Consider the following 15483-nt stretch of genomic DNA (forward strand, 5'->3'; position numbering starts at 1 on the left):
ATGGCGCAGACCATTCGCCGGGGCGGGAAAGCGGTGCGCAAGGTCGCGGCGGCCAGCGGCACCAAGCGCAAGGTGACCGCCGCGCGCCGCCAGACCGGATCGATGATCGACCAGATCATGCAGTGGATGCCCTTCAGCGAGGAAACGCTGCACCGCATCCTCATGTTCGTCATCCTCGGCGGTGCGGCGGTGCTGGCGTGGGTCGTCGCCAGCATGGCGGGCGTGCCGCAGCTGGCCGAGGCCGAGATGGCGCTAATCGCTTCCAAGTCCGGCTTCGAGGTAAAGCGGGTCGAAGTGCGCGGCGTCAACCGCATGAACGAGCTCAAGATCTACGAGAAGGTGCTCGGCCAGCGCGATCAGGCCATGCCCCGGCTCGATATCGCGAGCCTTCGCGATGAGCTGCTCCAGCTCTCGTGGGTCAAGGACGCCCGCGTTTCGCGCCAGCTGCCCGATACGCTGGTGGTCGACGTGATCGAACGCAGTCCACATGCCGTACTGCGCCGCGACGGCAAGCTGACGCTGATTGACGAGACCGGCCACCCGCTCGAGGCGGTGAATCCGGCCAAGGCCAAGGGCCTGCTTGTCCTTTCCGGCAATGGCGCGGAAGGCCGCGTGCCCGATCTCGTCCACCTCCTCGATGCCGCCCCCGCGCTGCGCCCGCAGGTGGCGGAGGCCGAATGGATCGGCAACCGCCGCTGGAACCTGACGTTCAAGACCCGCCAGGTCGTCGCGCTGCCCGAGGGCGATACCCAGGCGGCGAGCGCGCTGCTCACCTTCGCCCGCATGGACGGCGTGGACCGCCTGCTCGGCGGCAAGGTGGCGAGCTTCGACATGCGCAACCCTGATCGCATCTACATGCGGGTGCCTGGCCGCGCGGATGAAGTGGCCGCCGCCGCCCGCGCCGAAACGACTGCCAAGGCCAATGCCGCCGCCGCGAAGACCGAAGCCGCGCGCAGCGCCGTCGCGTCCGCCGCCCCCGCCAAAGTCGCTATCGCCAAGACCGCGCAGGATTGATCGTCCGGCCATGGCTGCCCCCCGCATCACCAAGGTTTTCGCGGCCGTCAATCTCGGCTCGTTCCGGGTTTCGGCGATCATCGCCGGGCTGACCGAGGCGGGCGAGATGGTCGTCATGGGTTCCGGTCACCGCCAGTCGCAGGGGATCAAGCGCGGCTATGTGACTGACATGGTCGCCGCCACCCATTCGGTGCGCGATGCGATCGAGCGTGCCGAGAAGATGGCCAATGCCAGCGTGCAGAGCGTGTGGATCGGCTGTTCGGGTGCAGGCCTTGCCAGCACCACCGCCAAGGTCGAAGTCGAGATCGGCGGGCGCCGCATCGAAAGCGACGATATCGAGCACCTGCTGATTGCCGGGCGCGAGGTGATCCAGCCCGATGGCCGCACCGTGCTCCACGCCCAGCCTGCGCACTACACATTGGACGGGGCGGACGGCGTGCCCAACCCCAAGGGCCTCCATGCCGAGCGCCTCGCGGTCGATATCCATGTCATGCTGGCGGACGGTGCGCCGGTGCGCAACCTCAAGGAAACGGTCGAAAACGCGCACTTGCGGGTCGAGGCGGTCGTCGGCTCACCCATTGCTGCGGGCCATGCCTGCCTCTCTGCCGAGGAGCGCGAACTGGGTGTGGCGCTGATCGAATTCGGCGCGGAAGTGACGACCGTCTCGGTCTATGCGGGCGGCATGCTGCTGGGCATGCAGGCGATTGCCTTCGGGTCGGGCGATATCACCGACGCCATCGCCTCTGCGTTCGGCATCCGCCGTTACCAGGCCGAACGGCTGAAATGCATGGCCGGTTCCGCGCTGGCGAGCCCCGCCGATCACCGCGAGATGATCCCGGTCAACGCCCCCGGCGATCCCGAGCAGGGCGCACCCGTGGCGCGCCACGCCGACGACAAGAACCGCATCCCCCGCGCCGAGCTCGTCTCGGTGATCACCCAACAGCTCGGCGTCTTCACCGACGAAGTGGGCCGCGCCTTGAAAGCGCTCGGCTTCAACGGCAAGCGCGGCCAGCAGGTGGTGCTGACAGGCGGCGGCGCGCAGCTTCCGGGGCTTGCCGATTATGCGCAGGCCGCGCTGGGTCGCCCGGTGCGCATCGGTTCGCCGCCCACCATGCTGGGCCTGCCGCCGGGCCATGCGACGCCCAGTTCCTCCACGCTCGTCGGCCTGATGCTCTATGCTGCGGCCGATCCTGTCGATATCCGCAAAATCGGGCCGACCTGGGGGCCTACGCAATCCTACAGCGGGCTGGGTCTGCTGCAGCGCATCTGGCGTGCGATGAAAGACTATTTCTGATGGTGGAGGGCCGGTCAAACCCTCCTACTTGTGGAAAAACCTGTCGAAGCTTTGATTCGGTCAAACAATCCGTGCCAAAGCAATTGTTACGATTTCCGGGGCTCCGTTTCCGGCCCCCCGCAGACCCGCACGGGAGAGCGCTATGAGCATCAACATCGGACCGCCGGCCATCGACGAACTGCGGCCGCGCATCACCGTCATCGGCGTGGGCGGGGCGGGCGGCAACGCCATCGCCAACATGATCAACGCGAAGATCGAAGGCGTCGATTTCGTCGTCGTCAACACGGACGCGCAGGCGCTCAACAATTCGATTGCGGACAACCGCATCCAGTTGGGGCCTGACATGACGCAAGGCCTCGGCGCCGGCGCCCGGCCCGAAGTTGGCCGCGCTGCCGCTGAAGAGACGATCGAGGACATCGAACGCGCGCTTGAAGGCGTGCACATGTGCTTCATCGCCGCCGGCATGGGCGGCGGCACCGGCACCGGCGCTGCACCCGTGATCGCCGAAGCGGCCCGCCGCAAGGGCGTGCTGACGGTTGGTGTCGTCACGAAGCCGTTCCTGTTCGAAGGCACGCGCCGCATGCGCGCCGCCGAATCCGGTATTGCCGAGCTGCAGAAGCACGTCGATACGCTGATCGTCATTCCGAACCAGAACCTGTTCCTCGTCGCCAAGGCGGAGACCACGTTCAAGGAAGCCTTCCAGCTGGCTGACGAAGTGCTTCAGCAGGGCGTCCGCTCGATCACCGATCTCATGGTCATGCCCGGCCTGATCAACCTCGACTTTGCCGACGTGCGTTCGGTGATGGGCGAGATGGGCAAGGCGATGATGGGCACCGGCGAGGGCGAAGGCCCGAACCGCGCGCTCGAAGCGGCGGAACGCGCGATTGCCAACCCGCTGCTCGATGGCGTTTCGATGCAGGGCGCCAAGGGCGTGATCATCTCGATCATCGGCGGCGACGACATGAAGCTGCTCGAAGTGGACGAGGCCGCAAACCATATTCGCGAGCTGGTCGATCCCAACGCGAACATCATCTGGGGCTCGGCGTTCAACCCGCACCTCGATGGCAAGATCCGCGTCTCGGTGGTCGCCACCGGTATCGAGCAGAGCGCCGAGATGGCCGAATCCGCCGCGCGTCCAGCCACGACTGGCGGGCTGCGCGGTCCGGCGTTCCCGGGTGGAATGGCCCGTCCCGCCGCACCCGAACCGGCGCCCGAGCCGGTTGCCGCCGCGCCGCAGCCGTTCGCACCGCCGCCCAGCTTTGCCGCGCCCGAACCGGCCGCAAGCGAGCCGGAACCCGCAGGCGCCGCGCCTGCCGAGGAACCGCTCGATCTGACGCTCGACTTGTCCGATGCTCAGGAAACCGCGCCGCCCGCCGCAGGAGCCGGTGAGCTCGAACTCGGGCTCGGTGATGCCGAGCCTGTTCCGCCGCGCTTCGGCCGTGCGCAGCCCGATCCTTCGGGCGATGCGCCGCCGCGCAGCGCGCCGGGCAGCACGCTGTTTGAACGGATGGCCAATCTCTCACGCGGTGGGGGCCGCGTGGGCGAAGAAGATGCTGATGGCGAAGATGGCAGCGCGCTCAATATCCCGCGCTTCCTCGGCCGTCAGAACAACCAGTAAAGCCGCACGGCTCGGCGCAAGGGATTTGGCATGTGCGGTGCGGTGGCTAGGGGGTGGCCAGCGCACCGCGAGCCGCCCCGCTTTGTTGCCATTGTCGCCGGCTCAGCTTTGCGTGTCCCCCAAGCCGCGATAAGGTCGGCCCCATGATCCGACGCTTCTTCCGCTCCGGGCTCCGGCACCGTGTTTTGCCCGTCCGCTTCGGGCTGTTTCTTGGCACGGCCCTCGCACTTGCCCAACCCGCCTGGGCGCAGCAGCGGGCCGGGGCTGTCGATGATGACGCGGTCGAGCCGGTTCCCAGCACGTCGGTCCCGGTCGTCCAGCCGATCACGCCAAGCCCGACGCGCATGCTCAATGCCGCGCTGGCCCGGCTTGCGCGCGATCCGCGCGACATCAGTGCGCTGCTCGATGCCGGGGGCGCCGCGCTCGATCTGGGCGATACCGATGCAGCGATCGGCTTCCTTACCCGCGCCGAACAGGTGGCGCCAGGTACCGCCGGAGTGCGGGCGCGGATGGGCATTGCGATGCTGCGCTCGAACCAGCCGTTCGAGGCGATCCGCTGGTTCGATCTGGCCGAGCAGGCCGGCTTCAACCGCGCCGAAATGGCCCCCGATCGCGGACTTGCCTACGATCTTATCGGCGACAATGCGGCGGCCCAGCGCGAGTACCAGCTGGCCCTTTCCGCTGGCCGGAATGATGAGACGAGCCGCCGCTACGCGCTGAGCCTCGTCATTGCCGGCGACCGGCGCGGTGCCGAGCTCATCATCCAGCCCATGCTCGAGCGGCAGGATCGCGGCGCCTGGCGCGTGCGCACCTTCATCATGGCCATCGCCGGGCAGAGCGAGGAAGCCGAAGGTATTGCCCGCGCGACGATGCCCGCCGACCTTGCCGCGGCGATCTCGCCCTATCTGCGCTACATGCCCCGCCTTACGCCCGCACAGCAGGCTGCCGCTGCCAATCTTGGCCGCTTCCCGCGCGCGGCGGATATTGGCCGCGATGATCCGCAGGTCGTGCAGTATGCGCTGGCCCACCCGCGCGCGCCGCGCGTCGATGCCGCGCTCGTGCCGCAGGGTGAAGCCCTGGGTGCGCGCGGACGTGACGAGCGTTCGAAGCGCCGCCGTCCGGGCAAGGAAGACCGTCGCGAGACGGTGCTCGCCGCCGCCGCGCCAGCGTCCACGTCCACGCCTGCACTAATTCCGCCACCGCCGCCGGCTCCGACGGTACCTGCGGTCACCGCGCCATGGGGCCTCCAGCCAGGCACCCGCACCGCCGCAGCGCAGCAGCCGCAGTCCTCGCCCCAAAGCCTCACGGCCCCGGCTCAGACAGCACCGGCCCGTCCGACTGTCCTGTCGAAGCTCGATGTGCCGCCGGGCACGCCGCTGGCCCCCCCACCGGCGCCGCGCCCGGTCACTTCCACGTCCATCCCTGCGCCCACGCCAATGCCGAGCCTTGCATTAGCCCCGGCTCCTGCGCCGACGCCCGCATCGGCCATCACGCCGCCCGCTGCGGCACTGCAAGTCACTAAGCCGGTCACACCCACCCCGGCTCCTGCACCGGTTCAGGTGGCAACGGCCGCGCCTGCGACGACGTCTTCGGCTCCGGCTCAGGCCCCTTCCTCGGCCCCGTCCTCGCCAACGCCCCCGCCACCTGGTCCGCAATTCGCGCTGCTGTCATCTCCGCCCGCCGCCTCGGCACCCGCAGCGGTCCCGCCCGCTTCGACTACGCTGGATCCGCTGCCGCAGCCCACGCCGCCCCCTCCGCCGGCAGCCGCGACCGCAACCGCACCCGCACCCGCCGATTTCCGCACCATGTTCGATGGCTTCAAGCCACCCGAGCAGGAAGCCTCCGCCAAAACCGAGGCGGTCGATCTCGCGCGGATCGAAGCGCTGCGCGAATCGGCCAAGGCGGCTTCGGCCAAATCGAAGGACCGCGGCGCGAAGGATCGCAACACCAGGGATCGGGGCGAGCGCCCTGATGGCCCAACCGCGGTTTCGCGCACCAGTGATCAGGATGCGCCCGAAGCCGCCGTCACCCGCGGCGGCAAGGACAAGGCTGAAAAGGGCCAGACCGGCAAGGAAACGGCGGCCAAGTCGGCGAAGGACAAGCTTGCGCTCAACACCGATTGCCTCGATACCCCGGCCAAGGGCAAGACGGGCAAGGGCAAGGGCGCTCCGGCAAAGGGCAGAGCCGCCGCAAAGTCGTCCGCCAAAACGAAGGGCAAGGGGGCCGCAGAGGCCCAGTGCCCGCCCGAAAACGACAAGGCGCAGAAGGGCAAGAACGGCAAGGCCGAGCCCGCGCACGCCAGCCGCATCTGGGTTCAGGTGCTCACCGGCTCGAACCGCACCGCCATGGGCAAGGAGTGGCAGCGCCTTGTCAGCGCGTCCGCCGCGCTGAGGGGCCGCAAGCCCTCGATCACGCCGTGGCGCAGCAATTATCGTTTGCTCACAGGGCCTTTCGCGAGCGACGCGGAAGCGCTGGCCTTCGTCGACAGGCTGCGCAAGGACGGCGTCGGCAGCTTCGAGTGGACGAGCCCGGCTGGTCAGGCGGTCGACAGCCTTGGCGTGAAGTAGCAGCTGTGGGGGGAGCGGGGCTCCACCGCTTCTCCACAGCTTATGAACAGACTAGTCGAGTTTTGCCCAGCCCCGGACGGGGCCCCGATTGCCGCCACGAGCCCTCTCCGCGATGGCTCGCAAGGGCCCAGTCCGGGACCCGAGGAACACCCGATGCGCACCGGCCATGAAGACAGCGAACGCGAAGATGCGGCGCCCGTCGATATGCTCGCCTCGCTGTTCGAGGCGCGCGGCTGGCCGTGCGAGTTCGTTTCCGAAGACGAGATTCACGGCGAAATCCAGGGCAGCTGGGCGAGCTATCAGCTGCGCTGCATCTGGCGCAGCGAGGACCATGTCCTGCAGATTCTCTGCCTGCCCGATATCCGCGTGCCCGAAGACAAGCGCAGCGCGATGTTCGAGATCATGGCGCTCATCAACGAGCAGGTGTGGCTCGGCCACTTCGATATCTGGTCGAACGGCTCGGTCCTGCTCTATCGCCACGGGCTGATGCTGGGCGATGATGGCCTCCTCAGCCTCGTCCAGGCGCAGACCGCGATCGAGGCTGCGGTCGACGAGTGCGACCGGTTCTATCCCGCGTTCCAGTTCCTGCTCTGGGGCGACAAGTCTCCCTCTGATGCGCTCGCCAGCGCGCTGATCGACGCTGCGGGCGAAGCCTGACACCCCTCCCGCTTGCGGGAGAGGTTGGGGGAGGGCATGTGCAATGCCTAACTTTTCAAGCGAGAGCCCAACGTGACCTTCTCCCTTCTCCAGTTCGGCTGCGGCAACATGGGCGGCGCGATGCTCGCCGGCTGGCTCGCTGCCGGGTTCGATCCGGCAGCCTTCACCGTGGTCGATCCGCTGCTGGCAGAAGCGCCCACCGGCGTGCGGCTGCTGCGCGAAGCGCCGGTGGATGCAGAGCCGGCCGATGTGGTGCTGCTCGGCTTCAAGCCGCAGCAGTTCGCCGCCTCTGCCGCCGCGATTGCGCCGCATGTGGGGGAGGGCACGTTGCTGCTCTCGATCCTCGCCGGGGTTGATTGCGGCACCCTGCGCGCCGCGTTCCCGCAGGCCGCTGCGATCGTGCGCGTGATGCCCAACCTCGCCGCCGCGATCGGCAAGTCGCCCATCGCGCTTTACGGTGATGCCGCAGGCGCCTTGCGGGAGCGGACCGAGGCGCTGATGGCCCCGCTTGGCCCCGCCGAATGGCTGGCGGAGGAAAGCGCGATGGATATCGTCACCGCGCTCGCCGGGTCCGGCCCTGCATTCGTCTACCGCTTCATCGATGCGCTGGGCGAAGCGGCTGCCACGCTTGGTCTGCCGCGCGTCCAGGCCGATCGGCTGGCGCTCGCCATGGTCGAGGGCGCCGCCGCGCTCGCGGCTTCCGCCCCCATAGCGCCCGGCGAACTGGCCCGCCGCGTCGCCAGCCCCGGCGGCACCACCGAAGCCGGCCTCAGGGTGCTCGATGCCGACCAGCGCCTCGCCGCGCTGATCACCGAAACCCTGCGTGCCGCCCGCGATCGCAGCGAAGAGCTTACGGAAGCCGCCAGAAGATAGGGCCGGAAAATAGGGCCGAAAAATAGGGACAGTCCCTATTTTTTCGGATGCGGGCCAAAACCGGAACTTATTACGCTTTGACACACTCTGTTATGGCCCTCCTGCTTGAAAAGGCATGGGTTTGGGGCGATATTGGCAGCAGTCGGTCCATCCCGGGCCGAAACGGAGTTTGGTACGTCATGGCAAACTGGAATGACCCCCAGCCCTCGGGCTGGAGCTCGGCAGGCTTCGGCGCTGCGGCGGGTCTCGCCGGGCGCGGCGCCGCGTATGATGCGGGTCTGCGCCGCTACATGCTGTCGATCTACAATTACATGGCCTCGGGCGTTCTGCTCTCGGGTGTGGTCGCGCTGCTGTTCGCTACCTCGGGCATGGCGGATGCCGTGTTCGGCACGCCGCTGCGCTGGCTCGTCGCGCTCGCCCCGCTCGCCATCGTCATGGTCATGAGCTTCGGCGCGAACCGCATCTCGACGACCACGATGCAGGGCCTGTTCTGGGCGTTCAGCGTGCTGATGGGCATCTCGCTCTCGGCGATCTTCGCGGTCTATACCGGCCCTTCGATCGCGGCGACGTTCTTCGCCACCGCAGGCGCCTTCGCTGGCCTCAGCCTCTATGGCTACACCACCACGAAGAGCCTGTCCGGTCTCGGCACGTTCCTGATCATGGGCCTCGTCGGCATCCTGATCGCCAGCCTGATCAACATCTTCTTGCAGTCGGCGGGCCTTGCCTGGGGCATCAGCTTCCTCGGCGTCCTGATTTTCGCGGGCCTCACCGCCTACGATACGCAGAAGCTCAAGCTGATGTACGATCAGGTCGCGGGCACCGATTTCGCGGGCAAGATGATCGTGCTCGGCGCGCTCACGCTCTACCTCGATTTCGTCAACATGTTCACGTTCCTGCTGCAGTTCATGGGCGATCGCCGCTGATCTGAAGCGTATTGTTTCACATTACCGTGCCCGGCGGGCCATCCGGCTCGCCGGGCATTTTCTTTGCGCGGTGGGCCGGTTAAACCACATAAGTTTTCTCCGGGGGAACCCTCTCGCATGCCACGTACCTCGCGCCCTGCGGCGCCAGCATTCTTCCGGCTCGCCCGGTTCCTTCCGGCCGCTGTCCTTGCGGCCGCTTTGGCGAGCTGCGCCGCGCCTGCGCCGCCGCCACCGCCCCCGCCGCCGCCCCCCAAGCCCAAGCCCTATATCCCGCCGCCGCCCAAGCCCGTCCCGCCGTCCGGCGCCAGCGACAATCTCACCATTCCCCCCCTCGATGCAGGCGGCCTGCGCCAGTCGGTGAACCGCAATATCTCGCCCACGCAGATGCTGTGGAACCTGCGCTCGGCCTTCAACGTCGCCGCGCTCAATTGCAGCGATCCGAAGCACGCCGAGATTCTGCCGCGCTACAAGGTCTTCCTCAAGAGCTACAGCACGACGCTGATGGCGACGAACCGCAAGGTCGATGCCGAGTTCAAGGCCCGCTACGGCGCGAAGTTCACCGCCCCGCGCGAGGCTTACATGACCTCGGTGTACAACCATTTCGCGCTGCCACCGGCCATGCCGGAATTCTGCAATGCGGTGCTGGCCGTCACCGGCGATCTCGCCGAGATCACGCCCGCCGCGCCAAAAGCGGCTCCCCCGAAAAAGGCCGGAGCCAAGGTTGCCGCGGCCAAGACTCCCACTCTGAAGCCGGCCGAACTGGAAGCCTTCGCGCTGCGCAGCCTGCCCAGCATCGAGATCGTTTATGACGATTTCTACCGGCGTTATGAAAAGTACCGGCTCGATCTCGCCGAATGGAACGCCAGGTACGGCCCGCCTGCCGCGCCTGCGGCGACCAGCGGGACGCCTTGATCCGCCTTTTGCCCTGACACCCAATCCGCTCATGCTGAGCTTGTCGAAGCATCACAGCGCGGCGGCCGCGCAAGTACCCTTCGAGAAGCTAGGGGTGAGCGGGGCAGGCGATGATTTGGCATGGTTCATTTTGCACTTGGCAAGCGCCCGCCCGCTGGGCTAATGGCCGCGCTCCCGGCGGGAGGGCTTCGTGCCTGAATGCCGGAGGATACTGGGAACGGGGCCGTAGCTCAGATGGGAGAGCGCGTCGTTCGCAATGACGAGGTCAGGGGTTCGATCCCCCTCGGCTCCACCAGTATGCCGTAAATCGGGTTCATGCCGGCCTGCGAACGGCACCGTTCTGCGCTTCCGGTGCTCACGACCTGAATGGTCGCTGCGCGCCGGTTCTCGAACGGCACCATTCTCGGCGCGGCCTGAACCCGATTTCCGGCATACTGGTCTTGACCGCCAGCGGGTCGGGACATTTCCCCCTCTTTCTGCTAGTAACCCTCCATGCATTTTCTCGACCAGGCCAAGATCTTCATTCGCTCCGGCGCGGGCGGTCCCGGCGCGGTCAGCTTCCGGCGCGAGAAGTATGTCGAATATGGCGGCCCCGATGGCGGCAATGGCGGCAAGGGCGGGGATATCATCTTCGAGGCGATCAGCGGCCTCAACACCCTGATCGACTTTCGCTACACCCAGCATTTCAAGGCCCCGCGCGGCGGCGGCGGCGCGGGCAAGAATCGCACCGGCGCGGGCGGCGAGGATCTTGTCGTCAAGGTCCCCGTCGGCACGCAGGTGATCGACGAGGACGGCGAGACGGTGCTGCTCGATCTCACCGAGCCGGGCATGCGCGCCGTCCTGCTGCGCGGCGGCGATGGCGGGCGCGGCAACCTCTCCTTCAAGTCCTCCACCAACCGCGCCCCGCGCCAGGTCGGCCCCGGCTGGCCCGGGCAGGAAATGTACGTCTGGCTGCGGCTGAAGCTGCTCGCCGATGCGGGCCTTGTCGGCCTGCCCAATGCCGGCAAGTCCACCTTCATCAACCAGATCACCAACACCAAGGCCAAGGTGGGGGACTACGCTTTCACCACCTTGCGCCCGCAACTCGGCGTGGTGCGCCATCGCAATCGCGAATTCGTGCTGGCCGATATTCCCGGCCTCATCGCCGGCGCCGCCGAAGGGGCCGGGGTGGGCGACCGCTTCCTCGGCCACATCGAACGCTGCCGCGTGCTGATCCACCTCATCGATATCAACGGCACCGATCCCGCCGAGGCGCTGCGCATCGTCGAGGAAGAGCTCGAAGCTTATGGCGGCGGTCTTGAAGACAAGCCGCGCCTCATCGCGCTCAACAAGATCGACACTGTCGATGCCGAACTCGTAAAGGCCTTCCGCGCCGAACTCCGCGCCGCCGGGGCAAAGCGCGTGTTCCCGATCTCGGGCGCGACCGGCAAGGGCATGAACGCTCTGCTCGACGCCGTCCTCGAGCACCTCCCCGCTGCCACCGCCACCGAACGCCCCGATGGCGAGGTCGAGGACGCGGAAGACCAGAAACCCTGGTCGCCGATCTGAGGCGGGCCAGACTTACAATCTCGCCGTTTCTCGTCACCCGCGAGCGCAGCGATGCAATCCAGAGCGTCACACACACCGCTCTGGATTGCTTCGCTTCGCTCGCAATGACGAAGTGATGGGCGCGGAGGACACTCCCCACCCAACCCCTTCACGCGCCGCCGCATTTCCCCTAAGCGGCGGCCACCATGTCAATTGACTACCTCGCCCAGCTGACTGACGCCTTCGAGACCCCGCGCCTTGTCATCAAGGTCGGCTCGGCGCTGCTCGTTGGCAAGGATGGCGCGCCGCGTCGGGCTTGGCTCACGCTGCTGGTGGCGGAAATTGCCGCTGCCCGGGCGCGGGGGCAGGATGTCATCGTCGTGTCCTCGGGCGCGATTGCGCTCGGCGCGCGCAAGCTTGGCCTCGCGCGCGGCGGGCGGGGGAGCCTCGCCGATGCGCAGGCCGCCGCCGCTGTCGGCCAGATCGCGCTCGCGGGGCTCTGGGCCGAACTGCTCGCCGCGCATGGCCTGATCGCGGCGCAAGTGCTGCTCACGCTTGAGGATCTCGAAGATCGCCGCCGCTATCTCAACGTCACCGCCACGCTCGGCACGCTGCTCGCATCGGGCGCGGTGCCAGTGATCAACGAGAACGACACCGTCGCCACCGAGGAAATCCGCTTCGGCGACAACGACCGCCTCGCCGCCCGCGTCGGGCAGGCGGCAGGCGCCAGTGCGGTGCTGCTGCTCTCGGACATCGATGGGCTTTACGATCGTGACCCCCGCCTCGAAGGCGCGGTGCGTGTGCCCGTGGTGCGCGGCGTTACCCCGGAAATCCACGCCATGGCGACCGGCGGCTCCTCCTCCGGCCTCGGCTCGGGCGGGATGACCTCCAAGCTGCAGGCCGCCGAGATTGCGGGCCTTGCCGGCATTGCGCTCGCGATAATCGATGGCCGCCCTGATAGCCCCATCGCCGCAGCCCTCGGCGAGGAACGCGGCACCCTGTTTTGTCCGCCCCAACGCTCTGGGCGCAAGGCCCGCGCGCGCAAGGCATGGCTTGGCGGCAAGCTGCGCATGAAGGGCGCGATCACGGTCGATGCGGGCGCTGCTGCCGCCCTCGCACGCGGCTCCAGCCTGCTTGCCGCCGGAGTGACGGCGGTGGAAGGCACCTTCGTGCGCGGCGATGCCATTGCCGTCCACGGCCCCGATGGCACAGTCCTCGCGCGCGGCCTCAGCGAATATGACGCGGCGGAATGCGCCGCGCTGATGGGCCATCCTTCGGCGGACCACGAAGCGCTGCTCGGCTACGCCCCGCGCTCGGCGCTGATCCACCGCGATCAGCTGGTGATGCTGTGAGCAGCAAGGGCGATCTTGTTGCAGTTACGGGCGCGACCGGGTTTGTCGGGCAGGCGGTGCTGCTGTCCGCCGGTCGCCACCACATCGATGTCCGCGCGCTCACCCGGCGCAAGCAGCGCCTCCGCGGCGGCGTGGAATGGACCCTCGGCGATCTGGCGGACAAGGATGCGTTGAAGCGCCTGATGGAGGGCGCCAGCGCGGTGATCCACATCGCCGGGGTGGTCAATACGCCCGATCCAGCGGGTTTCGAGGAAGGCAATGTCCAAGGGACCTTGCGCGTGATCGAGGCCGCGCACGAAATGGGCGTGGGGCGGATGATCCACGTCTCCTCGCTCGCTGCGCGCGAACCGCAGCTGTCGATCTACGGCGCTTCCAAGCTGCGCGGCGAACGGCTGGTGCGCGCCTCGGGCCTCGATTGGACGGTGGTGCGCCCGCCCGCCGTGTTCGGCCCGCGCGATACCGAAATGCTCGAGCTGTTCCGCCTCGCACGCCGCGGCATCGTGCCGCTGCCGCCGCCGGGGCGACTTTCGGTGATCCATGTCGCCGATCTTGCCGAACTGCTGCTCGCGCTGCTCCCCAGCAGCGAAGAGGCCACGCACCAGGTGTTCGAGCCCGATGATGGCGAACCCGGCGGCTGGACCCATGTCCGCCTCGCGCAGGCTATCGGCGCGGCGGCCAATGCCGGGACCGGGCGCGACAAGCCGATCCGCCCGCTGTCACTGTCGCCGCGCATGGTGGGCCTCGCCGCCCGCGCCGACCGCCTGTTTCGCGGCAGCAATGCCAAGCTGACGCCCGACCGCGCGCGCTATATCTGCCATCCGGACTGGACCGTGGGGGAGGGCGCCCAGCCGCCCCGCAGCCTTTGGCATCCGCGCATCGATACGCGCGAAGGACTGCACGCCACCGCGGCATGGTACCGCGAGGCGGGCTGGCTCAAATAGCCGCTTCGGCTGGCTCCGCAGGCTTCGGCTGGAGCCCGGCCAGCCGCGCCGCGACCATCGCCTGCAGCGGCAGCCGCGCCTTCATCCGCACCGCCAGCAGCGCGGTACCGCTCACTTTGCGCTGCACGAACAGCGTATCCATCGGCGGTAGGTGCCAGGTGTCGCGGTCCTGCGCCACCGGCTCGCCGAAATCGCGTAAGCGGGCCACGAAGCTGCGGTCGGCAAAGTCGAAGATCTCCGCCTTGTTGACGTGCTCCAGGATCACCCCGATCACGCCTTCGAAGGCCGCACCATGCCGCGCCATCTGCTCTTCGGAGGCAAAGCCCACCTCGCAGATGCGCCGCTTGAGTTCTGCCGGATCGCCATCGAGGCCCGCCTGCATCATCCGCGCATAGGCGGCTTGCGTTTCCTCCGGAACCCCCCGTGCAGCGCCGAAATCGAGCAGCACCACGCGGCCTGTCTCGGGCTGCCAGCGGTAGTTGGCGAAGTTGGGGTCGGTCTGCATGAAGCCGAATTCGAACAGCTCGCGCAGCACCAGATCGAGCATCGCGCCCATCACCCGGTCGCGCACATCCTGCGGGGCATCGGCCAGGGTATCGATGGGCTTTGCGGCGATGAAGTCCATCGTCAGCACGCCGGGGCCGGTCAGCTCGTCCACCGGCGCAGGGACCACGAACTGCGCCTCGCCCGCCAGCATCGCGCCATAGCGGCGCATCTGTTCGGCCTCGCGCAAGTAGTCCGCTTCCTCGTGGAGCTGCCGCTTCGCCTCCGCCAGCAGCGGCGTGATATCGAGCGACTTGGGCAGCAGGCCGGAAACGCGCAGCAAGGTCGCCACGTTGTCGATATCGGCGTCGATGCTCGCGGCGATCCCCGGATATTGCACCTTCACCGCCACCGTGCGCCCATCGTGCATCACCGCGCGGTGGACCTGCCCGATCGAAGCGGCGGCAATCGGTGTCGCCTCGAAGCGGGCGAAACGCCGCCGCCAGTCCGGCGCCCATGCGGCGGCGAGCACCGTTTGCAGCTGCTTGGGCGGCATGAAGTGCGCCGCATCGCGCAGCCTGGCGAGGATCGCGGTCAGTTCCTGCGGCAGCAGATCGCCCGCATCGAGCGAGATCATCTGGCCCAGCTTCATCGCCGCGCCGCGCAGCCGGGAAAGCTGCTCGGTCACGCGCGTGGCGTTGGCTGGGGTCAGCAGCAGGTCCGACATGGCCGGCCGCTCGCCGCGCGCAAGGCGCTTGGCCCCTTCGGCGATCACCCCGCCCGCGACGCCGCCCGCCAGCTGGCCGAACGCGGAGAAGCGCGAGAGGCGGCTGGTGGGAACCTTGCGGTAGCGGTCATCACTCATCGTGCGAGCCTTTGCAAAGCGGGGCGGACCCGGAGGAACCCAATGTAAGCCCATTCGAGCCCGCGCAGAACCTGAGGATTGCGGGCCAGCAGCCCCAGCGGCCGCAGCAGCGGAATCGCCCGCCACATCGCCGCAAACGCTGCCGCGCCGCTCAGCAGAACGCCTTCCTCGCGCGCATGGAACCGCGCCAGCAACAGCGCCGGATCAATCGGGCAGCTCGCGCCCGGCTCAGCCACATCGACAAAGTCGATCCGCCCCGCACGGTCCAGCCACCGCATCAGCGCGATCTCGCGCGTGCAGAGCGGGCAAGCGCCGTCAAACCAGACGGTGAGGGGGGCAGGGGACATGCCCCGCGCCTAGGCCCTGCTGGCATGCGCGGGCAAGGTGCTCATTGGTGAGGGAAACCGCCCCGTACCCTACCCCCTTCGTCATTGCGCTCCCCGCAATGACGAAGGCT

13 protein-coding genes and 1 tRNA gene are annotated in these 15483 nt (G+C 68.0%); 12 read left to right on the plus strand and 2 right to left on the minus strand.

The genetic code is table 11. The features are described from left to right. The 12 genes from ACODS2_RS04560 to ACODS2_RS04615 all read left to right on the plus strand — a co-directional run bounded on the left by ACODS2_RS04560 (position 1) and on the right by ACODS2_RS04615 (position 13678). On the plus strand, positions 1-1014 hold the full coding sequence (locus tag ACODS2_RS04560) for a cell division protein FtsQ/DivIB (protein WP_488997743.1): 1014 nt from the start codon (positions 1-3) through the stop codon (positions 1012-1014). A gap of 10 nt (positions 1015-1024) precedes the next feature. Next, positions 1025-2308, plus strand: a complete 1284-nt coding sequence (gene ftsA, locus ACODS2_RS04565; RefSeq protein WP_298166553.1) for a cell division protein FtsA — start codon at positions 1025-1027, stop codon at positions 2306-2308. 142 nt (positions 2309-2450) lie between these two features. Further along, positions 2451-3926, plus strand: coding sequence for a cell division protein FtsZ (ftsZ, locus tag ACODS2_RS04570; protein WP_488997744.1), 1476 nt, complete (start codon positions 2451-2453; stop codon positions 3924-3926). A gap of 143 nt (positions 3927-4069) precedes the next feature. Continuing rightward, on the plus strand, positions 4070-6493 hold the full coding sequence (locus ACODS2_RS04575; RefSeq protein ID WP_488997745.1) for an SPOR domain-containing protein: 2424 nt from the start codon (positions 4070-4072) through the stop codon (positions 6491-6493). A 153-nt stretch (positions 6494-6646) separates the two neighbouring features. Next, the gene (locus ACODS2_RS04580; protein WP_298174137.1) at positions 6647-7150 is read left to right on the plus strand and encodes a type III secretion system chaperone family protein; all 504 of its coding nucleotides are present in this window, start codon (positions 6647-6649) and stop codon (positions 7148-7150) included. A 72-nt stretch (positions 7151-7222) separates the two neighbouring features. Then, positions 7223-8023, plus strand: coding sequence for a pyrroline-5-carboxylate reductase (gene proC / locus ACODS2_RS04585; RefSeq protein ID WP_488997746.1), 801 nt, complete (start codon positions 7223-7225; stop codon positions 8021-8023). 179 nt (positions 8024-8202) lie between these two features. Next, positions 8203-8946 (plus strand): Bax inhibitor-1/YccA family protein, encoded by a 744-nt coding sequence (locus ACODS2_RS04590; protein WP_488997747.1) that lies wholly within the window; start codon positions 8203-8205, stop codon positions 8944-8946. Positions 8947-9063: 117 nt separating this feature from the next. After that, on the plus strand, positions 9064-9858 hold the full coding sequence (locus ACODS2_RS04595) for a hypothetical protein (protein ID WP_488997748.1): 795 nt from the start codon (positions 9064-9066) through the stop codon (positions 9856-9858). A 219-nt stretch (positions 9859-10077) separates the two neighbouring features. Beyond that, positions 10078-10153, plus strand: a tRNA-Ala gene (locus ACODS2_RS04600). 197 nt (positions 10154-10350) lie between these two features. Further along, the gene (gene obgE, locus ACODS2_RS04605; protein ID WP_298174130.1) at positions 10351-11406 is read left to right on the plus strand and encodes a GTPase ObgE; all 1056 of its coding nucleotides are present in this window, start codon (positions 10351-10353) and stop codon (positions 11404-11406) included. 185 nt (positions 11407-11591) lie between these two features. Beyond that, positions 11592-12737: a glutamate 5-kinase gene (gene proB, locus ACODS2_RS04610; protein WP_488997749.1), complete on the plus strand. Its 1146-nt coding sequence runs from the start codon at positions 11592-11594 to the stop codon at positions 12735-12737. After that, positions 12734-13678 carry an SDR family oxidoreductase gene (locus ACODS2_RS04615; protein ID WP_488997750.1) on the plus strand — a complete coding sequence of 315 codons (945 nt, stop codon included), beginning with the start codon at positions 12734-12736 and terminating at the stop codon, positions 13676-13678. The genes proB and ACODS2_RS04615 overlap by 4 nt, the downstream gene beginning before the upstream one ends. Here the strand turns inward: ACODS2_RS04615 and ACODS2_RS04620 are convergent. After that, positions 13671-15026, minus strand: coding sequence for an ABC1 kinase family protein (locus ACODS2_RS04620; RefSeq protein ID WP_488997751.1), 1356 nt, complete (start codon positions 15024-15026; stop codon positions 13671-13673). The genes ACODS2_RS04615 and ACODS2_RS04620 overlap by 8 nt on opposite strands. Next, entirely contained in the window at positions 15023-15373 is a 351-nt protein-coding gene (locus ACODS2_RS04625; RefSeq protein ID WP_488997752.1) for a thiol-disulfide oxidoreductase DCC family protein, read from the minus strand. Before ACODS2_RS04625 ends, ACODS2_RS04620 begins: the two co-directional genes overlap by 4 nt. Positions 15374-15483: the final 110 nt, after the last annotated feature.

The sequence above is a fragment of the Novosphingobium sp. FG137 genome, from assembly GCF_057809735.1.

Bases quoted from the DNA above. Each gene is read 5' to 3' on its own strand.
- ftsA (WP_298166553.1), top strand. From the start codon at position 1,025: ATGGCTGCCCCCCGCATCACCAAGGTTTTCGCGGCCGTCAATCTCGGC.
- ACODS2_RS04595 (WP_488997748.1), top strand. From the start codon at position 9,064: ATGCCACGTACCTCGCGCCCTGCGGCGCCAGCATTCTTCCGGCTCGCC.
- ACODS2_RS04580 (WP_298174137.1), top strand. From the start codon at position 6,647: ATGCGCACCGGCCATGAAGACAGCGAACGCGAAGATGCGGCGCCCGTC.
- ACODS2_RS04625 (WP_488997752.1), bottom strand. From the start codon at position 15,373: ATGTCCCCTGCCCCCCTCACCGTCTGGTTTGACGGCGCTTGCCCGCTC.
- ACODS2_RS04590 (WP_488997747.1), top strand. From the start codon at position 8,203: ATGGCAAACTGGAATGACCCCCAGCCCTCGGGCTGGAGCTCGGCAGGC.
- ACODS2_RS04575 (WP_488997745.1), top strand. From the start codon at position 4,070: ATGATCCGACGCTTCTTCCGCTCCGGGCTCCGGCACCGTGTTTTGCCC.
- obgE (WP_298174130.1), top strand. From the start codon at position 10,351: ATGCATTTTCTCGACCAGGCCAAGATCTTCATTCGCTCCGGCGCGGGC.
- ACODS2_RS04560 (WP_488997743.1), top strand. From the start codon at position 1: ATGGCGCAGACCATTCGCCGGGGCGGGAAAGCGGTGCGCAAGGTCGCG.
- ACODS2_RS04620 (WP_488997751.1), bottom strand. From the start codon at position 15,026: ATGAGTGATGACCGCTACCGCAAGGTTCCCACCAGCCGCCTCTCGCGC.
- ftsZ (WP_488997744.1), top strand. From the start codon at position 2,451: ATGAGCATCAACATCGGACCGCCGGCCATCGACGAACTGCGGCCGCGC.
- proB (WP_488997749.1), top strand. From the start codon at position 11,592: ATGTCAATTGACTACCTCGCCCAGCTGACTGACGCCTTCGAGACCCCG.